The organism is Brevundimonas sp. TWP3-1-2b1 (assembly GCF_049896165.1).
GTDB lineage: Bacteria > Pseudomonadota > Alphaproteobacteria > Caulobacterales > Caulobacteraceae > Brevundimonas > Brevundimonas subvibrioides_B.
In genome coordinates, this window is sequence record NZ_JAFCTT010000008.1 from 159,536 (window position 1) to 179,262 (window position 19,727).

The following is a 19,727-nucleotide window of genomic DNA, read 5'->3' on the forward strand; positions in this document are numbered from 1 at the left end:
GCGCTTGAGGTCGATGTCCCCGCCCATGGATGATGTCGGTTCCGTCCAGCGAACCGGGGCCTAAAGCTTGGTGCGCAACGACCACAACTCGGGGAAGCAGCGACGCTCGAGCGTGGACGACAGGTAGCCGACGCCGTCGGTGCCGCCGGTGCCGCGACGCCGGCCGATGATCCGTTCGACGGTCACCACATGTTTGTGGCGCCAGGTCAGGAGGGCGTCGTCCAGATCGACCAGTTTCTCGGCCAGTTGATAGAAGGGCCACCAGCGTTCGGTGTCGCGGTAGACCTCCAGCCAGGCGGCCTCGACGCCTTCCGAGGGCTGGTACGGCTGGCTGGCGTCGCGGTTCAACGCCTCTGCGGGGACGGCGATGCCGGCGGCGGCGAGCTGGCCGAGGGCGTCGTCATAGAGGCTCGGCGCGGCCAGGGCTTCCGAAAGGGCGGCATGGGCTTCCGGCCGGTCGAGCTGGAACGACAGGAACTTCGCATCCTTCAGTCCCAGCATGGTCTCCAGCCGGCGGAACTGGTCGCTCTGGAAGCCGGAGCTGGAGCCCAGTACGCCGCGGAAGCGCAGGTAGTCGGCGGGCGTCATGGTCGCCAGGATGTCCCAGCTCTGGGTCATCACCGCCTGGATGCGGCTGACCCGCGCCAGGCTCTTGTAGGCCGGGACAAGATTCCCGGCGCGCACCAGCGACTGGGCCAGGGCGACCTCGTGCAGGATCTGCTTGAGCCAGAGCTCCTTGGTTTGGTGGATGATGACGAACAGCATTTCGTCATGCTCGTCGCTGATCGGGTTCTGGGCGGCCAGCAGCCGGTCCAGGTCCAGATAGCGGGCATAGGTCATGTCTGCGGCGGGCGTCGGATCGGTCATGACCGCTGTATCGGCCGGTTCCCCACAGGCCTCAAGTCACCCGCCCGGAACGGGATGACTCTCATCGGCCTCCGGGCAGGACAGGCGCTGCGCCGGACATCCGCCTTGCCGGGTCTCCGCGACGGCGCTCGCGGACCGCAACGTCCGGGCCGGGCGCGGGCGGAAGGTCTCTTCAACGCTTTGAATGTCTTGGGAAGGAATGGTGGACGCGACAGGGATTGAACCTGTGACCCCCTCGATGTCAACGAGGTGCTCTCCCGCTGAGCTACGCATCCGCCAGAACGGTTCCGAACGGGTCCGGAACGGGAAGGAGCGGTCTATACCCAGACGATGCGACGGCCGCAAGGGCGAAACGGGGGTGATATTGGGGCATGCCAAACGAAGGGGGCGCTTGCGCGCAAGTCGGGAGCCGTCAGGCGGCGAGCGGTAGCGCCCCTTCTTGTCTCAGGCCGCCGCGCACATCTTTTCGACTTCGCTGACGAGGTCGCGCAGATGGACGGGCTTGGACAGGACCTTGGCCTGGGGGCTGGCCTGGGCGGCGCTGAGGGCGACGGCGGCGAAGCCGGTGATGAACATGATGCGCAGGCCCGGCTGGCGTGCGGCGGCGACACGCGCCACCTCGATCCCGTCCGCCCCCGGCATGACGATATCGGTCAGCAGAAGATCGTAGGGACCATGTTCCAGCGCGTCGATGGCGTCGTCGCCGTTCTCGCAGTCGATGACCTGGTGGCCAGCCCGCTCAAGTGCACGGGTCAGAAATCCCCTCAGCGATGCGTCGTCTTCGGCCAGCAGAATGCGCGCCATGCGTGGAAGTCCCCTGTTCAGAGCCTCGACGCTAGTCCCGGAACTGTAAACCGGCCATGAAATTCCCGCGTTATGATCGCGCGCTCTGCCGACAGGTCCGTGGAAAACCTCTCCAGCCGCATCGAAAATCCGCGTCGCACTTTTGCGGATCAGGCCCTATGCGGGAGCCATGACGCCGCCTTTCGACGCCAGTCCGCCTCCCTTGGACCCCCTGCCCGCCTTCGTCGTAACGCCGGCGGACGGGCTTGCGGGCGCGATGGTGTTCGCCTCTCCGCATTCCGGCCGGGAGCGACCCGCCGACATGGGAGAGGCGGCGGACCTGACCTCATCAACCCTGCGCAGCGCCGAGGATGTCGGCGTCGACCGGCTGATCGCGGGAGGACCATCGCGGGGCGTGCCGATCATCGCAGGGCGGGTGTCGCGGGCCTATGTCGACCTGAACCGGGCGCCGACCGAACTGGATCCAGTCCTGTTCGACGGCGAGATCGAGGCTGAGCCGACGGCCAGGGTCTCGGCCGGTTTCGGCGTCATTCCCCGCCGGGCCGGGGACGGGACGCTTCTCTATGACCGGCGGCTGTCGCAGGCCGAGGCGCCGGGCCGCCTGGCGTGGGTGCACACGCCCTATCATGACGCGCTGGGCGATCTGATGCGGGTCGCCCGGGACCGGCATGGCGCGGCCCTGTTGATCGACTGGCATTCGATGCCTTCGCGGGCGGCGGGGGCGACAAGCCGGAACCAGAGAGGCGTCGATGTCGTGTTGGGGGACCGGCACGGCTCGGCCTGTCGCGGCGCGACGATGCGGAGAATCCGCGCCCTGTTCGAGGCCCAGGGCTGGCGGGTCGGCCTGAACGCACCTTATGCGGGCGGCTATTCGACCGAACGGTGGGGGCGGCCGGATGAAGGGTTCCAGGCGGTGCAGGTCGAACTGAACCGGGCGCTCTATCTGGACGAGACGACGCTGGAGCCGTCCGGCGATCATGACCGGTTCGCCAAGGCGCTCGACCGGGTCATCGCGGCGCTGGCCGCCGAGACCTGGCCGCGCTGAGTTTCGACCCGGTGTCAGGGCGAAAAAAGCCGCGCCCGAGGGCGCGGCATAAAAGTCTATAGGGAGGAAACGCCCAGGAAGGGCATGACGCCCGAAGGCGTCGAAGCTCAATCTAGGTTGCGGTGCACAACGCGTCAAGCGGGCTTTTGTGATCAATGATCACGGCGTGTTACCGGTAGTCGTGGCGGCCCTGCCTTGATGTAAGCGCTTTCACGACACGTTTCGTGCGCTGCGGGTCCATCGACGATATATTGCAGTGCGAAACAGCTAGGCTCCTCGCTCGCGATTGACCTCGAGGAGGCGTCTGGCGGTCCGGATCGCGCGGGCGGCGGGCGATGCGGACTGACGCCAGACCATGAGGGCGAAGGCCGAAAGCACGCCCGCGCACAGCCAGACCGGTCCGAAAAGCCAGGCCGCTGCGGCCAGGGCGAAATAATAGCCGCGCACGCCCTGGCTGAAGGCCGAGAGCGCGGGGTTCAAAACCTGGGCCGTCGCCTCGCCGAAGGCGACCTTGTCCGCCTCGGAATGGACTTCAGGGGCCGCGCCGATGAGGGCGAGGGCGTAGTTCATCTGGCGGATCGACCAGATGAAATCGAGCAGGCCCCGCGCCAGGCACAAGAGAACCAGACCCAGTTTGGCTTCCAGCAGCCCGACCGGCACCGCCTCGGCCCCGACCGCGGAAAATCCCTTCAGGGCCTGGTCTCCGCCGAACAGGATGCCGGCGACGCCTGCGATCAGGAGCAGGTTGGAGGAGGCGAAGAAGGAGCCGGAGTTGATGGAGTGTCCGAGAAGTTGGCTGTCCAGCAGCCGGACTTCACGGTGTGTCATCGCCGTCATCCAGGCGTGGCGAACGGTCAGCATATCCGTGTTGAGCGAGCCGCTGCGATGCGCCAGCAGACTCAGCAGCGGACCGTAGCCCAGCCAGCACAGCAGGAAGAGGGCCAGACCCAGCCAATCGATCGTGGTCATTCCCGCCAGACTCCCTCATCTGTCTTTCTTCGTCAGCGCGCGCCGCGCTTGCCGTTCGCCGTCCGGAGGCTTATCACGCCCGCCTCCCTTCGCAGACGCACAAAACCGAGCCCGCCATGAACATCGACGCCATCCCGGTCGGTCCCAACCCGCCGTGGGACCTGAACGTGATCATCGAGATCCCGCAAGGGGGCCTGCCGGTCAAATACGAGATGGACAAGGCCTCCGGCGCCCTGTTCGTCGACCGCTTCCTGCATACTGCGATGTACTATCCGGGCAATTACGGCTTCGTGCCGCACACCCTGGCGGACGACGGCGATCCCTGCGACGTCATCGTGCTGAACCCGACGCCGGTGGTTCCGGGCTGCGTCATCCGTTCGCGCCCGATCGGCGTCCTGATGATGGAAGACGAGGCCGGCGGCGACGACAAGATCCTGGCCGTGCCGGTCGACGCCCTGCACCCCTACTACACCGACATCGCCAGCTACCGGCAGCTGCCGACCATCATGGTCGAGCAGATCGAGCACTTCTTCACCCGCTACAAGGACCTGGAGAAGAACAAGTCGGTCCGCGTGAAGCGCTGGGGCGACGCCGGCGAGGCCGCCGAACTGATCGTCGAAGGCATGCGCGCCTATGAGGCGGCCGAGAAGGCCAAGAGCGGCAAGGCGGCCAACGCCGCCTGATCCGCTCCGGAGCGTCGAAGATAAAATCTTGTTCGACGCCCGAATTACCGCCGCGCCGGTCTTTGCGGGCCGTTTTCGGGTTTGAGCGCGCCTTGGTCTGCGGCTGAGGTATAATCCCTCCCACGGTTCGCGGAGGGTGTGAACAGCGGCGACTTCGTCCGTTTCGTCCGTTTCGTCAGGGTGTTTTTCGTCCGGACATCGGACGAAGCCTTTCCCCGCCCGGTCGAGGCGACGTTGCTGATTGCGGGGGCGCCCACCGTCCCCATATGGCGGGGATGGCAACGCTCTCTGTTCTCGATCTCGCGCCGGTGCCCGAGGGCTCCGACGTAGCCCGGGCGCTGGCCAACACGCTGGACCTGGCCCGGCATGCCGAGCGGCTGGGTTACAATCGCTACTGGCTGGCCGAGCATCACAACATGGCCGGTATCGCCTCGGCGGCGACCTCGGTCGTCATCGGGGCCGTGGCCGCAGCGACGAAGACCATCCGTGTCGGAGCCGGCGGGGTCATGCTGCCCAACCATGCGCCGCTGGTGATCGCCGAACAGTTCGGCACGCTGAACGCCCTCTATCCCGGCCGGATCGATCTGGGCCTGGGCCGCGCGCCGGGGTCGGACCAGGCGACGGCCCGGGCCCTCAGGCGGACCCTTCAAGGCGACATCGACAGCTTCCCGCAGGACGTCATGGAGCTGCTGCACTGGTTCGAGCCGGCGACGGAGGATCAGCGGATTCGCGCCAATCCCGGCGAAGGTCAGGCCGTGCCGGTCTGGATCCTCGGCTCGTCGACCTATGGCGCCCAGCTGGCCGCTCATCTGGGCCTGCCCTATGCCTTCGCCAGCCATTTCGCGCCGGCGGAGATGATGTCGGCGATCCGCATCTATCGCGAGACCTTCCGGCCGTCGGCGCGGCTGGAGAAGCCGTATCTGATGCTGGGCTATAACGTCTTCGCCGCCGAGACGGACGAGGCCGCCCGGCTGCTGTTCAGCTCGGTCCAGCAGGCCTTCGTGAACCTGAGGAGCGGCCGTCCGGGCAAGCTGCCGCCGCCGAAGCCCGGCTATGCCGAGAGGCTCAGCGAGGGCGAGCGCGCCATGATCGGTCAGGCCCTGGCCTGTTCGGCCGTCGGATCGCCCGCGACCGTGCGGGCGGCGATCGAGGCCTTTACGGTTACGACGGGCGCGGACGAGCTGATGATCACAAGCCAGATCTGGGACCATGGCGCTCGCGTCCGCTCGCTGGAACTGCTGGCCGAGGCGATGGCGGACGGTCGGGCAGCGGCCTGATCAGTCGGCCTTCGCCTTGCGGGGCTTTCGAGGCTTGCGCGGCGGTTTGACAGGCGCAGGCGTGGTATCGAGGTCCAGCTTCGGCTGACGGTCAGGGACAGCCGAAGCTGTTGGTTCGGCCTCCGACAGCGGAGCCGGCAAGGCGTCAGACGGAGTGGTGAGCTTCAGTCGCGCCTTCTCCTTCCACGCCATGGCGTCCTTCAGGGCATGCCATTCAAAACCCAGACGGATGGCGGTCTGGATGTCGTCGCCGGGTTCGCCCGGTTCGCGGCCCGTCAGCCGGTCCTTCAGATGACGACACTCGGCGAGCAGGTTCGCCGCGGCCAGAAGCTCGCCCGAAGCCCCAGGGAACCGGCCGATATCCTCCAGTGTGGCGTAACGCCAGCCCTGCTCGGGCGGCCGTTCGAGGACCATGGCCCAGCGCAGTTCGGCGGGAAGCTCTTCCGCCAGCCAGGTCCAATCGGGTGCGCCGGGCGCGCGCTGATAGTGGCCGTGCTGCGTGGGCAGGCCATGATCGGCATAGACCTGCAACGCGCTGGCCTCGACCTCGGCGATGGCGGGCAGGGTGGCGGGCGCGCGTCGTCCCGCCCGCTCCCACAGGTCTCCCGCGACCACGAGCGCCGTCTTGCGGTCGCCGCGTCCGCGATTGCCCAGAATCCACTCTCGCCAGGCGGGCATCGGGTCAGTTGTTGTTCAGGGTGCTCGTCACGGACAGGTCGTAGACGACGCGAGTGACCTGTTGCACGAGGCCGAAGAACTTGCCGACTTCGGCGGACAGGGCGCGAGGCGCGTAGATGATGTCGTTGGGCTGGATCAGGAAGCTGGAGGCCGTGAAGAAGCCGACGCCCTCTTCCAGGTTCAGCCGGTAGACGACGGGCACGCCTTTCGGCGTCGCCGGCTGGGTCAGGCCCAGCGCCTGGGCGACCTCGGGCCGTTCGAAGCGGAAGATCAGCACCGAGCGCGCATTGGCCGCGCCATCGTTCAGGCCGCCGGAGCGGCTGAGTGCGTCCGCCAGGGTCAGATCGCCGGCCGGCATGTCCTGCTGCGTCACGGCGCCCAGGGCGCCGAAGGAGGAGAACCGGCGCGGCTGGTAGACCAGATTGATCTGGTCGCCGCTCTGCAGGCGGATATTCTCGGCGAACCGGGTGGTGACGGCCGTAAGAGGGGCGACGAAGGTCTGGTCGCCGCGCCGGATCTGCACCTCGACATCCTGGCTCGGCCGCGAGGCACCGCCGGCGGCCGCGATGACGTCAAGAATTGTGTCGGCGTTGGTCGAGAGCGGCGCGCGACCGGGTTGCTTCACCTCGCCCAGAACCGTGACGGCGTTGGAGACGTTGGTGGCCAGGGTCACGCTGACCTGCGGGTTGCCGACGCGGCCGATCAGGGCGCGCCGGATCGCGCCGGCGGCCTCGGTCGTCGTCAGGCCGGAGACCCGGACCGGACCCGCGAACGGTACGGCGACATTGCCGTTCCGGTCCACGACGACGGCCGGCAGCGTCTGGTTGCCGGAGCGAATACCATCATTGCCGGCGCCGCCGCCGAACAGGGCGCCGCTGGGTTCATAGATGGCGATCGCCAATTGATCGCCTTCGCCGATGACATCGACGGGGGCCAGGCTGGCGGCTCCGGCCAGCGAACCGAAGGTCTGATCAGCCACCGCCTTGATTCGCTCGGCGGCGGCGTAGTCCAGATCGACAATCGCATAATCGGCGTTTTCAGTCGCGCCTCGCACGACGGCGCGGTTCGACGGACCGTCCCTCGGCAGGGTCGAGCACCCTGCCAGGATGGACGCGATCAGGAGTGCGAGCATAGAACGCGTCATGATTTCCGTACTTCGAAAGCCCCGGTTGGTGAATATCGGCCTTTGACCCGCCCCGCCAGCGCCAACTGGGATCACTGCGACAGACCGACCCGGCGACCGACCTCGGCGAAGTGACGGTCCCAGGTCGGGGCGGTAAATGGCGTGGCTTTCGGAGGGTGGCGGGTGGCCGTTTCCAAAGCGCCGAGCCAGCCCAGCCCGTCGAGCGGATCAATCAGCTGGGCGTCGGGCACCAGCTCGCGGTGCACGGGGATGTCGGAGGCGATCAGGGGCACGCCCAGGGCGGAGGCCTCGACCGCCGGCAGGTCGAAGCCTTCGACCGAGGACGGCGCGACCAGGGCCCGAGCGCTGGCCATCAGGGTCGCGAGGGCCGAGTCGGGCAGGTCGGAAGCCTGATGCACCAGGCCGCGCAGGGCTGGCGAGCGCTCCAGATGATCCAGAACCGCCTCGTTCTCCCAGCCGTATCGGCCGACCAGAACGAGTTGGGGCGCCGCGTCGCCCATCCGTTCGTAAAGTCGTCGCCAGATGGTCAGCAGGAAGGCCAGGTTCTTGCGCGCCTCGATCGTGCCGATGTGCACGAAATAGGGCCGGGGCGTCGCCGCCGTCAGAGGCGTCAGGAAGGTCGGCTCCAGCCCCAGGTGGACGGCGTGGATCGGCGGCGGTATCACGCCTTCGCGCGCGGCGAAGGCGGCCAGCTCATCGGCCGTATAGCGGGAGTTGACCACGATCCGGGAGGCGGTGTTCAGCGTGTTCAGCACCCGCTGGCGGTGCTTGTCACGGTCTCCCGGCCGGCAGAACTCGGGGTGGGTGATCGGGATCAGGTCGTGCAGGAAGACGATCCGCTCGATCCCTCGGTCGCGCAGCTCACCCAGGATGCGGTCGTCGCCCAGCCCCGTGTGACCCACGTTGAAATACAGCGTACTGTCCGGCAGCTTCTGGATCCACTGCGAGCGGAAGAACTGCTTCCACACTCGCCGGCGGCGTCCCGGGGGCCGCGCCGGATCGGTCGGCGGCTTGCCGATGACGGAATCGGCTGCCTTCGTATCGCTGCTGAGCGCGGTCATCAGCCGCATCTCGTCCTCGGTCAGGGAACGTTCGAAGAAGGCGCCGGTCCAGCGCGATCGCAGGGTGGCGACGCATTCGCGGAACCAGGCCTCATCGACGACGACCAGTTGATCGTTGCGGCCCCGGACCGGAGTGACCTGGACGTCGGGCAGGGACAGCAGCCATTCGGCATAGGCCAGGCAGACGCGGTCCACCCCGGTCGGCGCGGTCCGTTCGACCCGGCTCAACAGCCGGCTGGCGTCGAAGAGAACCGATCGGGTCACGACAGGCCGAGGCGGCCGTACATTGCGGACAGCCGACCCTGATAGGCTTCGACCGAGAATTTCGCGGCCTGGGTCAGGCCCCGGCGGACGAGATCGTCCCGCAACGCCTCGTCGGCGTCGAGGGCGCGAAGGCCTCGCGTCATGGCCTGGACGTCATAGGGATCGACGCTGATGGCCGCATCTCCCGCGACTTCCGGAAGGGAGCCGCCGGTGGAAGTCAGAACGGCGGTGGACAGGGCCATCGATTCCAGCACCGGCAGGCCGAAGCCTTCGTAGAGCGAAGGGAACAGGGTGGCCTTGGCGCCGCGGATCAGGCTGATCAATAGCGAGAAAGGCATGAATTCATAGCGACGGATACGTTGGGCGCTGGGGCCGCCGTCCTTCATGACCTGGTTCAGAAGAGCGGTCTCGCCCTCATCCAGCCAGGCGCGGCCGCCGACGATGACCAAGGGCGTCTCAAGCCCCGAGGCCAGATACGCCTCGACGATCCGGCCCAGATTCTTCTTCGGCTCGATGGCCCCAAAGTGGAAGAAATAGTCCTTCCAGCCGAGGTTGAAGACCCCTTCCAGTTCGATCGCCACATCGGACTGCGTGCGGCTGGTCAGGGTCTCGGGCAGGTGGACGGCCTGGTAGGTGTTGGTGACCCGATCTTCGGACACGCCGAGCATTCGGATCACGTCCTGACGCGTCGTTTCTGAAACGACGGCGATATGGTCCGCGCGCGCTGCGACGGCCTTGCACAGCGCCATATAGGTCGCCTTGTCATCCAGGGTCGTGTTCGGAAGGCGAAGCGGGATCAGGTCGTGGATGGTGTAGATGTTCGGCACGCCGCGTGCGTAAAGCGGCAGTGTGGCCGTCCAGTGCATCGCATCCGGTCGTTTTGCGTCGCCGACAGTGTCGAAATCGACCGGCGTCTCCTTGCCGTAGGCATTGAACGAACGGTTTGCGAGGTGGAACAGATCCTGGGACGCCCAGAAGCAGTTTGCTTCCGGTCGACCGCCCCCGCGCGTTGGCCAGACGACCTCGCCGCTGGGCGCGATCGGCCATGCGCTGCGTCCGAACCGACTGGTCAGAGTGCGCTGGAAGCGATCGAATTTCTTTAGTTTCGGACCGGGACGGTCCGCGTCGACCAGGGCCATCTCATTGAGCACGTTGTTCGCCGAACGTTTGGCGTTCGGGCCATACAGAACCTGGCCATCCATCCCCATTGTCGCGATGGTCGACAGCAGGTTGCGGCCGTAGGTGGCAATGCCCGACCCCTTGGCCAGGGCGATGTTGAACCCATCGACGCAGATCGTGGCGCGCGTCTTCGCGACTGTCGAGGCGGCGGGCGCACCGGATGGCGTCGCAGGCGCATCGCTCACGAAAAGACTGGAAAGATCAGAGCGAACAGACCGCTCCGCGACATCAGGCGACGTATCCAAATCCAGCCTTCGGCGTGGTTTTTCCGGACCGGCGGAAACGTCGCGCGGCTGGCCTGCGGGGTAGACCCTTGCCCGGCGGGGGTCAACCGCAAGCGGCCCTGCTGTCAGGAGACGTAACCCGCCTGCATCAGTTCGGCGACATGGACGATGGCGACCGGTCGGTCGTCCTGGATCACGAAAAGGTTCGAGATCTTGTTGGCCGTCAGCAGGTCGACGACGTCGCTCATCCGCTGGTCGGGCGAGACGGTGATCGGCGACTTGCTCATGATGTCGGCGGCGGTGATGCGGCTAATATCCTGTGCGAAGGCGCGGCGGATGTCGCCGTCCGTGATCATCCCGGCCAGAGCTCCGTCGGAATCGAGCACGGCGACCGCACCCTTACGGCCCTCGGTGATGCGGGCGACCAGGTCGGCGAAGACGGCGTCCAGCGGCACGGTCGGCGGCGGCGCATGATTGTCGCCCATCCATTCGCGTACGCTTTGCAGGCTCATACCCAGGGAACCGCCCGGGTGGTGCAGGCCGAAATCCATGGCCGAGAATCCGCGCCGGTCCATCAGCACCATCGCCATGGCGTCGCCCAGGGCCAGGGTCATCAGGGTCGAGGTTGTGGGCGCCAGGCCGTTGGCGCAGGCCTCGGCCACGCTGGGCATGACCAGCGGCACGGCCGACATCCGGGCCAGGAAGGAGGATCCGCGCTGCGTCATGCCGATGACCGGGATGTCGTTCCGCTGGCAGAAGAGCAAGGGATCACGCAGTTCACGGCTCTCGCCGGAGCTGGAGATGGCCAGAAGCGTGGTGTCGCCACGCAGCATGCCGAGATCGCCGTGGCTCATCTCGGCCGGGTGGACGAAGAAGGCGTTGGTGCCGGTCGAGGCCAGGGTCGCGGCGATCTTGCCGCCGATATGGCCCGACTTGCCCATGCCGGTGACGACAACATAGCCGTGCCGCGACAGGATCACGTCGCAGGCGCGCGCGATGCTGGAATCCACCGTCCGCTCAAGCGCCTGCAAGGCCTCGATGTTCAGCCGGATCACCTCGCGCGCGCGGTCCGTCATGACGCCGACGGCGGCGGGAGACGATGCGGGCATATTGAGGGGCATGGCGTTGATCCTGCTGCGCCCTTTGCCGGCGTCTGTCGTTGCACGGAGCGGAATTGCCCCATCCGGCGCGGTTTCACAATGGAGGGTCAGGGGAGCGGCCGACGGGACGACGGGTGGACGCAACGCAAGTTCAGACAAAAGCCGCTCAACCTTTGCCGGACCGGCGCGTTCAGACGTGTGGGGCCGTCAACATAACCTGGACACTCATGCCGTCAGATACCGGAACGCTCGTCGAAATTCTGCTCACGCCCCCTGTGGTGATGGAGCGGCCGCTGGCCCTGTTCCTGGATATGGACGGGGTGCTGGCTCCCATGGCGCCGACGCCGGACGCCGTGCTGGCCGACCCGAGGCGCACGGCGGTCCTGACCCGCCTGGATCAGGCGCTGGATGGGCGAATGGCGATCATCAGCGGACGGACGCTTGGCGAGATCGACCGGATCGCCGGCAGTGCTTCCCCCTCGGCTGCCGGCGTGCACGGGCTGGAACGGCGGCGTCGGGACGGCGCGGTGGATCGGCCAAAGGCCTCCCCCGGCGTGGCCCAGGCCCTGGCCGCCTTCCGTCGCTTCGCCGCCGACCGCCCCGGCGTCATCGTCGAGGACAAGGCCATTTCAGCCGGCCTTCACTACCGCCAGTCGCCAGCCAGCGCGGACGAAGCCCTGGTCCTGGCGCGCGAGCTCGCCGAGACCACTGGCCTGATGCTCCAGCCCGGTCATATGGTGCTGGAGTTGCGCACCCCCGGCTCCGACAAGGGCACGGCGGTCAAGGCCTTCATGGCCGAGCCGCCGTTCGCGGGCGCCCTTCCCGTCATGCTGGGCGACGATCTGACCGACGAGGCGGGCTTTCGCGCCGCCGCGGCCCTGGGCGGCTTCGGGGTGCTGGTCGGGCCACAACGGGCGACCTCCGCGCGCTATGGCCTGCGCGACGTTCCAGCGGTGATGGACTGGCTTGAGGCTGTGGCATCCCGGGTGTCTGGAAAATGGCTGGCGGCCTGATGACCCTCGCCTCAACCCGGCGCCCCTCGCTCGACCTCGCCCCCGTCGGCAACTGCGCCCTCTCGGCCCTGATTGATCGCAATGGCCGTTTTGTCTGGGCCTGCGCCCCCCGGGTGGACGGCGACCCGGTCTTTTCAGCCCTGATGAACGGCGCGGCGCCTGACCACGGTTTCTGGGACATCAAGCTCGAGGGGCTGAAACACGTCAGTCAGGCCTATATCGCCAACACCCCGGTCCTGCGCACGGTGCTGACGGCCGAGGATGGCGCGGCGGTCGAGATTATCGACTTCGCTCCCCGTCACATGAAGCATTCGCGGACCTACCGGCCGCTGGCCTTCGCCCGACTCGTGAGGCCGCTGGACGGCGCGCCGCGCATCCGGGTGCGGTTGCGGCCGTCCGCCGACTGGGGCGCGCGCCGGGCGGAGCTGACGAGCGGCTCCAACCACATTCGTTATCTGTGCACCGACGTCACCCTGAGGCTGACGACCGACTGTCCGGTCTCGCACGTGCTGGAGGAACGGACGTTTCGGCTGGAACGGCCGATGGCCTTCTTTCTCGGCCCCGATGAAGGCTACGATCAGGAGGTTGGACCGGGCGTCTCGGCGACCCTGGATCGCACGGTGGCCTATTGGAAGGACTGGGTCCGCACCCTCTACATCCCGCTGGACTATCAGGAGGCGGTGATCCGGGCGGCAATCACGCTCAAGCTCTGCGCCTATGAGGAGACCGGAGCCATCGTCGCCGCCATGACGACTTCGGTGCCCGAGTTTCCGGAGAGCGGACGCAACTGGGACTACCGCTACTGCTGGATCCGGGACGCCTATTACACCGTCCGCGCCCTGAACCGGCTGGGCGCGGACGACATCCTGGAGAACTACCTCGTCTATCTGAGGAACCTCGTGGATTCCTCGGCGGGCGGCCACGTCCAGCCCGTCTATGGCGTGGGCCTTGAGGAGAACATCGACGAACGGATCGTCACCTCGGTCGAAGGCTATCGCGGCATGAAGCCGGTCCGCGTCGGCAATCAGGCCCGCGAGCACCTGCAGCACGACGTCTACGGCCAGATCGTTCTGCCGCTGGTTCAGTCTTTCTACGACCAGCGTCTGCTGCGGCCTGGGTCGATCGAGGACTTCTTTGCGCTGGAGAAGGTCGGCGAGCGAGCCTTCGCCATGCACGACCAGACGGACGCGGGTCTATGGGAGTTCCGGACCATCGCCCGGGTCCATACCTATTCGTCGGTCATGTGCTGGGCCGCCTGCGACCGCCTGGCCAAGGCGGCGCACAAGCTGGGTCTGGAACCGCGGGCCGAGGTCTGGAACGATCGCGCCCGCATCATCCGCGAACGGATTGAGGCCGAAGCCTTCATTCCGGAAGAGGGCCGGTTCGGCGCCAGCTTCGGCGGCAAGGAGGTGGATGCCTCCCTGTTGCAGCTTGTCGACCTGGGCTTCCTCGATCCGCAGGATCCGCGCCAGGTGGCGACTTTCGACGCCATCGAACGCGACCTGAAGAAGGGCCCCTATCTGTTCCGCTACGTCGAGCCGGACGACTTCGGCGAGCCGGAAACCGCGTTCAACCTCTGCACCTTCTGGTTCATCGAGGCCCTGCATATGAACGGCCGGACCGAGGAGGCGCGGGAGATTTTCGAGCAGATGCTCAGTCGCCGAACCCATGCGGGCCTGCTCAGCGAGGACATCTCGCTCGGCGACAACGAACTGTGGGGCAATTATCCCCAGACCTATTCGCTGGCCGGGATCATCAACTGCGCGGTCCTGCTCAGTCGGTCGTGGACGGCCGTTCGCTGAATCGGGCGCTGTTTCCGGTCCGGATCGTGTCAACCCGGAGGCGGTTCACGATGTTGCGTTGCAGCCAAACCTTGGCCTTGGCGTTTGGGTGGCATGTCACGTCTGATCGTTGTGTCCAACCGGGTCTCGGCGCCTGTCGATCCCGCCTCTGGCTCGGCCGGCGGCCTGGCGATGGCCCTTTCCGCCGCTCTCAGAAAATACGATGGCCTTTGGTTCGGCTGGTCCGGAGAAACGATCGAGCAGTTCACCGGCGAACTGAAGATCGAGGATCGGGCGGGCATCACAGTCGCCCTGGTCGATCTCGAAGCTCAGGACGTCGAGGAATATTATAACGGCTACGCCAACAAGACCCTGTGGCCCTTGTTCCACCATCGGGTCGATCTGACCGCCTACGAACGGTCCTATGGCGAAGGGTACGAGCGGGTGAACCGTCGGTTCGCCGAGGTTCTGGCTCCGTTGATCGAGCCGGACGACGTCATCTGGATCCACGACTATCACCTGATCCCGATGGCGCGCGATCTGCGCAGGCTGGGGATCAAGAACCGGATCGGTTTCTTCCTGCACACGCCCTGGCCGGCGCGTCAGTTGCTGGTGACCCTGCCGCATCATCGACGCCTGGTGGAAAGTCTGTTCGCCTACGACCTGATCGGGTTCCAGACGCAGGAATGGCTCGACCTGTTCCGCGACTATGTGATCTCCGAGGCGCGCGGCGAACTGGCCGGCTACGGCGGGTTGGAGGCCTTCGACCGCAAGGTCCGGATCGGCGTCTTCCCCATCGGCATCGACGTCCAGGGGTTCGCCGAGGCCCGGAACTCGCGAGAGGGGAGACGCACCTATGACCGAATGGCAGCCTCGGCCGCCTTCCGCTCGATGATGGTGGGCGTCGACCGGCTCGACTACTCCAAGGGACTGGAGGAGCGAATGGTCGGTTACGAGCAGTTCCTTCAGGACAATCCCGACATGCGCGGTGATGTCTTCCTGGTGCAGGTGACGCCGATCAGTCGCGACGACGTCGACACCTATCAGGACATCCGGGCGCGGCTCGACGCCCTGGCCGGCCGGATAAACGGCGAGTTCGCCGACATGGACTGGCAGCCGATCCGCTATCTGAACCGCAGCTTCCGCCGGGATCAGCTGGCCGGTATCTATCGCGCCGCCAAGGTCTGTCTGGTCACCCCCCTGCGCGACGGCATGAACCTGGTGGCCAAGGAATATGTCGCCGCCCAGAACCCGGACGATCCCGGCGTCCTGATCCTGTCCCGCTTCGCCGGCGCGGCCGAACAGATGGGCGAGGCCCTGTTGGTCAATCCGTTCAGTCGCGAGGAAGTCGCCGACGCGATCAAGAAGGCCCTGACCATGCCGCTGGCCGAGCGGGTGCGGAAATGGGAGGCCCTGATGCAGGTCGTGCGCGACACCGATGTCGGCATCTGGCGCGACAGTTTCGTTGGGGCGCTTAACGCGGTAAAGATCGTCGGCGACGGGGACGCAACCTTCCATCAGCGACAAGCCGACGCCGCTTGAGGGCGATCAGGCGGCTTCAAGCACCGCGTTCGCCGCATCTCTGGCGTCCGCCCGGATGTTGGCCGGCCGCTGCGCCAGCCGCTCGGCGTAGGCGTCCAGCAAGGGGCTGTCCGGGAAGGCGAACCGGGCCCAGCCGAGCGACGAACCGATCATCACGTCCGCCACGGTGAACCGGTCGCCCATCAGCCAAGGGCCTTCCCACAGCGTCTCGAGCAGCCGACCGACGGCCGCTTCATAACGGGCCTTTGCCATCGGATCGCGATCCGCCTCGCCGGTCATCTTGCTCCAGACCGCCGGCTCCAGTTCGCCCGCCGCCCAGGCGAGCCAGGTCAGCAGAGGCCCACGCTCCGGCGAACCGGGCAAGGCGCCGAGGCCGACCTCCGGAAACAGGTCGGTCAGATAGAGGGCCACAGCGGCCGATTCCGTGATCAAGGCGCCGTCGTGCGTCAGGGCCGGGACCTTGCCATCCGGGTGAGGATTCTTGACGTCCGGCTCGCCGACCTTCTGACCGTTGCGGTGGGCGATTGTGCAATATTCGATGCGGGCGTCGGCCCCCAGTTCCTCGATCAGCCAGATGATCCGCGACGAGCGTGATTGCGGGGCGTGAAACAGGGTCAGCATGATTTTCTCTCCCATCCAACGAGCCTCGGCGGGACCGCCTTTGCCGTGAGAGATTGACTACCGCCACCCTGCTGCCAGCATGCTGTCAGCAGTCGCCCGGTACGGCACACAGATGAGACGCGCAGACCGCCTGTTCCAGATCGTTCAGTTGCTCCGACGGAGTTCCCAGCCCGTGACGGCGGAATCGATCGCGGTTGAGCTGGAGACGTCCAAACGCAGCGTCTATCGCGACATCGCCGCCCTGATGGGTCAGCGGGTGCCAATCCGGGGCGAGGCGGGCATCGGCTATGTGCTGGATAGCGGCTTCGACATGCCGCCCCTGATGCTGACATCTGACGAGGTCGAGGCGGCGGTGCTCGGCGCCCAGTGGGTGGCGGGCAGGGGAGACCCGGCCCTGGCGCGGGCGGCCCGCGACCTGATCGCCAAGATCGCAGCCACCGTTCCCGAACGCCTGCGCCCGGTGGTGCTGGAACCGGTGGTGACCTCCGCCATGTGGAAAACGCACGAGGTCGAGGTGCTCGACATGGGTCAGTTGCGGGCCTGGATCCATGCGGGGCGGAAGGTCACGCTGGACTATCGCGATCAGGAAGACCGGGCCTCGCTGCGGACCGTCTGGCCGCTGCTGATCGGCTATCGTGAGACGACACGGCTGCTGGTCGCCTGGTGCGAGAGCCGCGACGACTTCCGCACCTTCCGTACCGACCGGGTGGTGGAGGCGACCTTCCTCGATGACCGTTTCCCCGGCCGCCCGGCGCAACTGCGAGCACGCTGGCAGGCGATGATGGAGGCGGAGCGGCGCCGGTTCTTGACCGACCAAAAAGGGGCGAATTCCTAAGCCGGGCCTTCGACGCCGACACCCCGCTGCGGGATGTCGGCGTCTGAGCGGATCAGTAGATTTCGAACAGCCCGGCCGCACCCTGTCCGCCGCCGATGCACATGGTCACCACGCCGTACTTGGCCCCGCGACGCTTGCCTTCGATGAGGACGTGGCCGGTCATGCGGGCGCCTGACATGCCGTAGGGGTGGCCGACCGAGATGGCGCCCCCCGAGACGTTCAGCCGATCCATCGGAATGCCCAGGGTGTCGGCGCAGTAGAGCACCTGCGCGGCGAAGGCCTCGTTCAGCTCCCAGATGCCGATGTCGTCCATGGTCAGGCCGTGGCGCTTGAGCAGCTTGGGGATGGCGTAGACCGGCCCGATGCCCATCTCGTCAGGCTCGCAGCCGGCGACGACCATGCCGCGATAGGCGCCGAGCGGCTGAAGGCCGTGGCGGACGGCTTCGCCGGCCTCCATGATCACCGAGGCCGAGGCGCCGTCCGACAGCTGGGAGGCGTTGCCGGCGGTAATGAATTCGCCCTGCTGGATCTCCTCGCCGCCGCCGAAGACAGGCTTCAGCGACTTCAGGCCTTCCAGGGTCGTGTCGGCGCGGTTGCCCTCGTCCTTCGACAGGGTGACCTCCTTGGCAGAGGCCTGGCCCGTCGCCTTGTCCATGACCTGCATGGTCGTGGTCATGGGCACGATCTCGGCGTCGAAGCGGCCGGCTTCCTGGGCGGCGGCGGTGCGCTGTTGCGATTGCAGGGCGTATTCGTCCTGGCGATCGCGGCTGATGCCATAGCGGCGCGACACCACCTCGGCGGTCTCCAGCATCGACATATAGATGTGAGGCGACAGCTTCAGCAGCGCCTCATCCTTCATCCGGTACAGGTTCATGTGCTGGTTCTGGACCAGGGAGATCGATTCCAGGCCGCCGCCGACGGCCACCTTCTGCTGGTCGAACACCACCTGTTTAGCCGCCGTGGCGATCCCCATCAGGCCCGAGGCGCACTGGCGATCGATGGTCATGCCCGCGACGGTCGAAGGCAGGCCGGCGGCAAGGGCGATCTGGCGGGCGACGTTCTGGCTGGTCGAGCCCTGCTGCAGGGCCGCGCCCATCACCACGTCCTCGACCTCGGCCGGGTCGATCCCGGCGCGTTCGACCGCATGCCTGACGGCATGGGCGCCGAGTTGCTGGGCCTGGGTGTCGTTGAAGGCCCCCCGATAGGCGCGCCCGATTGGCGTTCTGGCCGTCGATACGATTACCGCTTCACGCATTGTTCTCTCCCTGCCGGTCGCCTTTGGCGACCTTGGCGATTTGATTGATCGGGTTGACCGAATTTCTGGTCGGTTTGACGGACCTTTTGTTGGTCAGTTTACTGGTCGGTTTGGCATATCAGCTGTGCGCCTTCTGCGCCTTGGTGAGTTCGATCATGCCCTGGGCGGCGCCCATCTCCGGTACGATCTCGCCGGTGCGGTACGAGATGGCTTCGAACCGGGCCTCGACCTGTTCCGGCGCATCCTCGCCGACAATGCGGACGCCCTGTGTCAGGGTGATATAGGCGCGCTCGAAGCCGCCGGCGCCGGCGGCGAGGATGCAGCGCGTCGGTGCGTCCTGGCTGACAAGATACAGCAGGCCCGGCGATACCAGTTCCGGCCCCAGCGCCTCCAGCGGCAGGCGCGCGCCGAGGTCCTCGGTCATGCGGGTATGGGCGGTCGGCGCCAGGCAGTTGACGCGGATGTCGTTCTTGGCTCCCTCGATGGCCAGGGTCTGCATGAAGCCCACCAGCGCCATCTTGGCCGCGCCGTAGTTGGCCTGACCGAAATTGCCGTAGAGGCCCGACGACGAGGTGGTCATGACGATGCGGCCGTAGTTACGCTCGCGCATCCCGTCCCACACCGCCTTGGTGCAGTTCACCGCGCCCATGACGTGCACGTCCATGACGAAGCGGAAGTCGTCGATCTCCATCTTGGCGAAGGACTTGTCGCGCAGGACGCCGGCGTTGTTCACCAGAATATCGACCGAGCCCCACCGCGCGGTCGCCTCGGCGACCATCTCTTTGACCGCCTCGAAGTCGGTGACCGATGCGCCGTTGGCCATGGCCTCGCCGCCGGCCGCCTCGATTTCGGCCACGACAGCCTGGGCCGGGCTCATCGACGAACCCTCGCCATCGCGCGCCACGCCAAGGTCATTGACCACCACCTTGGCGCCGCGCGCCGCCAAGGCCAGGGCATGCTCGCGCCCGAGACCTCCGCCGGAGCCGGTCACGATCGCCACCTTGCCGTCAAATCGCATAGCCATCGATGCCTCTCCTTATCGCTGTTCACCCTGATAACAGGCCGCGCAGGTTCGCCAAGAGGGGGATATGTGTTGAAACGGCGCCACAGTCGCCGTACTGCGAACCGAAATAAGGAACCTGGGCCCAACTCTGCCGTTCGGCTCAGTGAGTGTCACGTGTAAGCGTGGCCTTTGGACATTCACCGATATGAGGACTGACATGAAGCTGAAACTTCTCGCCAGCGTCGCAGCCGCGGGGCTTTTTGCCGCTGGTGCTGCTTCGGCTGAGCCGGACGGCTGGTACGGCGCGATTGACGCCGGTTACCACAAGATCGACGACATCAACCTGGAAGCGTCCGGCAACGGCGTGAACTGGAACGCCGAA

The 19,727-nt window shown here is 66.6% G+C and carries 18 protein-coding genes and 1 tRNA gene; 7 read left to right on the plus strand and 12 right to left on the minus strand.

Going from position 1 to position 19,727, the window contains the following annotated elements; translation table 11 throughout:
- Window positions 1–60: 60 nt before the first annotated feature.
- From ACP7AB_RS09905 to cpdR, 3 genes are all read right to left on the minus strand, one after another.
- Complete coding sequence (locus tag ACP7AB_RS09905; RefSeq protein WP_425992224.1) at window positions 61–867, minus strand: tryptophan 2,3-dioxygenase; 807 nt, start codon at window positions 865–867, stop codon at window positions 61–63.
- Between the two features lie 200 nt (window positions 868–1,067).
- Window positions 1,068–1,142, minus strand: a tRNA-Val gene (locus tag ACP7AB_RS09910).
- Between the two features lie 169 nt (window positions 1,143–1,311).
- Window positions 1,312–1,671 (minus strand): cell cycle two-component system response regulator CpdR, encoded by a 360-nt coding sequence (gene cpdR / locus ACP7AB_RS09915; RefSeq protein ID WP_271084958.1) that lies wholly within the window; start codon window positions 1,669–1,671, stop codon window positions 1,312–1,314.
- 169 nt (window positions 1,672–1,840) lie between these two features.
- On the opposite strand from cpdR, the gene ACP7AB_RS09920 reads away from it, so the two are divergent.
- Window positions 1,841–2,716: an N-formylglutamate amidohydrolase gene (locus ACP7AB_RS09920; RefSeq protein ID WP_425992222.1), complete on the plus strand. Its 876-nt coding sequence runs from the start codon at window positions 1,841–1,843 to the stop codon at window positions 2,714–2,716.
- A 267-nt stretch (window positions 2,717–2,983) separates the two neighbouring features.
- Here ACP7AB_RS09920 and ACP7AB_RS09925 read toward each other — a convergent pair whose 3' ends face one another.
- Window positions 2,984–3,685, minus strand: coding sequence for a DUF599 domain-containing protein (locus tag ACP7AB_RS09925; RefSeq protein ID WP_425992220.1), 702 nt, complete (start codon window positions 3,683–3,685; stop codon window positions 2,984–2,986).
- Between the two features lie 116 nt (window positions 3,686–3,801).
- Between ACP7AB_RS09925 and ppa the strand changes: the two genes are divergently transcribed.
- Both ppa and ACP7AB_RS09935 read left to right on the plus strand, forming a co-directional pair.
- A complete protein-coding gene (ppa, locus tag ACP7AB_RS09930; protein ID WP_425992218.1) occupies window positions 3,802–4,368 on the plus strand; it encodes an inorganic diphosphatase in 567 nt (188 codons plus the stop codon).
- A 275-nt stretch (window positions 4,369–4,643) separates the two neighbouring features.
- The gene (locus ACP7AB_RS09935; protein ID WP_425992217.1) at window positions 4,644–5,645 is read left to right on the plus strand and encodes an LLM class flavin-dependent oxidoreductase; all 1,002 of its coding nucleotides are present in this window, start codon (window positions 4,644–4,646) and stop codon (window positions 5,643–5,645) included.
- On the opposite strand, the gene ACP7AB_RS09940 is transcribed toward ACP7AB_RS09935, so the two are convergent.
- The 5 genes from ACP7AB_RS09940 to ACP7AB_RS09960 all read right to left on the minus strand — a co-directional run bounded on the left by ACP7AB_RS09940 (window position 5,646) and on the right by ACP7AB_RS09960 (window position 11,316).
- Entirely contained in the window at window positions 5,646–6,323 is a 678-nt protein-coding gene (locus tag ACP7AB_RS09940) for a hypothetical protein (protein ID WP_425992215.1), read from the minus strand.
- 4 nt (window positions 6,324–6,327) lie between these two features.
- Complete coding sequence (locus tag ACP7AB_RS09945) at window positions 6,328–7,467, minus strand: polysaccharide biosynthesis/export family protein (RefSeq protein ID WP_426046140.1); 1,140 nt, start codon at window positions 7,465–7,467, stop codon at window positions 6,328–6,330.
- A gap of 71 nt (window positions 7,468–7,538) precedes the next feature.
- Entirely contained in the window at window positions 7,539–8,792 is a 1,254-nt protein-coding gene (locus ACP7AB_RS09950; RefSeq protein ID WP_425992211.1) for a glycosyltransferase family 4 protein, read from the minus strand.
- On the minus strand, window positions 8,789–10,156 hold the full coding sequence (locus ACP7AB_RS09955; protein ID WP_425992209.1) for a glycosyltransferase family 4 protein: 1,368 nt from the start codon (window positions 10,154–10,156) through the stop codon (window positions 8,789–8,791). The genes ACP7AB_RS09950 and ACP7AB_RS09955 overlap by 4 nt, the downstream gene beginning before the upstream one ends.
- A gap of 164 nt (window positions 10,157–10,320) precedes the next feature.
- The gene (locus ACP7AB_RS09960) at window positions 10,321–11,316 is read right to left on the minus strand and encodes a KpsF/GutQ family sugar-phosphate isomerase (protein WP_425992208.1); all 996 of its coding nucleotides are present in this window, start codon (window positions 11,314–11,316) and stop codon (window positions 10,321–10,323) included.
- A 206-nt stretch (window positions 11,317–11,522) separates the two neighbouring features.
- Between ACP7AB_RS09960 and otsB the strand changes: the two genes are divergently transcribed.
- From otsB to otsA, 3 genes are all read left to right on the plus strand, one after another.
- Entirely contained in the window at window positions 11,523–12,308 is a 786-nt protein-coding gene (gene otsB / locus ACP7AB_RS09965) for a trehalose-phosphatase (protein WP_425992206.1), read from the plus strand.
- Complete coding sequence (locus ACP7AB_RS09970; protein WP_425992204.1) at window positions 12,308–14,110, plus strand: glycoside hydrolase family 15 protein; 1,803 nt, start codon at window positions 12,308–12,310, stop codon at window positions 14,108–14,110. Before otsB ends, ACP7AB_RS09970 begins: the two co-directional genes overlap by 1 nt.
- A 93-nt stretch (window positions 14,111–14,203) precedes the next feature.
- Window positions 14,204–15,631: an alpha,alpha-trehalose-phosphate synthase (UDP-forming) gene (gene otsA, locus ACP7AB_RS09975; protein ID WP_425992202.1), complete on the plus strand. Its 1,428-nt coding sequence runs from the start codon at window positions 14,204–14,206 to the stop codon at window positions 15,629–15,631.
- Between the two features lie 6 nt (window positions 15,632–15,637).
- Here otsA and ACP7AB_RS09980 read toward each other — a convergent pair whose 3' ends face one another.
- Entirely contained in the window at window positions 15,638–16,252 is a 615-nt protein-coding gene (locus ACP7AB_RS09980) for a glutathione S-transferase family protein (protein WP_425992201.1), read from the minus strand.
- A gap of 112 nt (window positions 16,253–16,364) precedes the next feature.
- Between ACP7AB_RS09980 and ACP7AB_RS09985 the strand changes: the two genes are divergently transcribed.
- The gene (locus tag ACP7AB_RS09985) at window positions 16,365–17,087 is read left to right on the plus strand and encodes a helix-turn-helix transcriptional regulator (RefSeq protein WP_425992199.1); all 723 of its coding nucleotides are present in this window, start codon (window positions 16,365–16,367) and stop codon (window positions 17,085–17,087) included.
- Window positions 17,088–17,139: 52 nt separating this feature from the next.
- Here the strand turns inward: ACP7AB_RS09985 and ACP7AB_RS09990 are convergent, their stop codons facing one another.
- Window positions 17,140–18,342, minus strand: coding sequence for an acetyl-CoA C-acyltransferase (locus ACP7AB_RS09990; RefSeq protein ID WP_425992197.1), 1,203 nt, complete (start codon window positions 18,340–18,342; stop codon window positions 17,140–17,142).
- A 118-nt stretch (window positions 18,343–18,460) separates the two neighbouring features.
- Window positions 18,461–19,366, minus strand: coding sequence for an SDR family NAD(P)-dependent oxidoreductase (locus ACP7AB_RS09995; RefSeq protein WP_425992195.1), 906 nt, complete (start codon window positions 19,364–19,366; stop codon window positions 18,461–18,463).
- Window positions 19,367–19,727: the final 361 nt, after the last annotated feature.

Coding starts and splice junctions, on each gene's coding strand:
- ACP7AB_RS09905 (WP_425992224.1), bottom strand. CDS start 867: ATGACCGATCCGACGCCCGCCGCAGACATGACCTATGCCCGCTATCTG.
- cpdR (WP_271084958.1), bottom strand. CDS start 1,671: ATGGCGCGCATTCTGCTGGCCGAAGACGACGCATCGCTGAGGGGATTT.
- ACP7AB_RS09920 (WP_425992222.1), top strand. CDS start 1,841: ATGACGCCGCCTTTCGACGCCAGTCCGCCTCCCTTGGACCCCCTGCCC.
- ACP7AB_RS09925 (WP_425992220.1), bottom strand. CDS start 3,685: ATGACCACGATCGATTGGCTGGGTCTGGCCCTCTTCCTGCTGTGCTGG.
- ppa (WP_425992218.1), top strand. CDS start 3,802: ATGAACATCGACGCCATCCCGGTCGGTCCCAACCCGCCGTGGGACCTG.
- ACP7AB_RS09935 (WP_425992217.1), top strand. CDS start 4,644: ATGGCAACGCTCTCTGTTCTCGATCTCGCGCCGGTGCCCGAGGGCTCC.
- ACP7AB_RS09940 (WP_425992215.1), bottom strand. CDS start 6,323: ATGCCCGCCTGGCGAGAGTGGATTCTGGGCAATCGCGGACGCGGCGAC.
- ACP7AB_RS09945 (WP_426046140.1), bottom strand. CDS start 7,467: ATGACGCGTTCTATGCTCGCACTCCTGATCGCGTCCATCCTGGCAGGG.
- ACP7AB_RS09960 (WP_425992208.1), bottom strand. CDS start 11,316: ATGCCCCTCAATATGCCCGCATCGTCTCCCGCCGCCGTCGGCGTCATG.
- otsB (WP_425992206.1), top strand. CDS start 11,523: ATGCCGTCAGATACCGGAACGCTCGTCGAAATTCTGCTCACGCCCCCT.
- ACP7AB_RS09970 (WP_425992204.1), top strand. CDS start 12,308: ATGACCCTCGCCTCAACCCGGCGCCCCTCGCTCGACCTCGCCCCCGTC.
- otsA (WP_425992202.1), top strand. CDS start 14,204: ATGTCACGTCTGATCGTTGTGTCCAACCGGGTCTCGGCGCCTGTCGAT.
- ACP7AB_RS09980 (WP_425992201.1), bottom strand. CDS start 16,252: ATGCTGACCCTGTTTCACGCCCCGCAATCACGCTCGTCGCGGATCATC.
- ACP7AB_RS09985 (WP_425992199.1), top strand. CDS start 16,365: ATGAGACGCGCAGACCGCCTGTTCCAGATCGTTCAGTTGCTCCGACGG.
- ACP7AB_RS09990 (WP_425992197.1), bottom strand. CDS start 18,342: ATGCGTGAAGCGGTAATCGTATCGACGGCCAGAACGCCAATCGGGCGC.
- ACP7AB_RS09995 (WP_425992195.1), bottom strand. CDS start 19,366: ATGGCTATGCGATTTGACGGCAAGGTGGCGATCGTGACCGGCTCCGGC.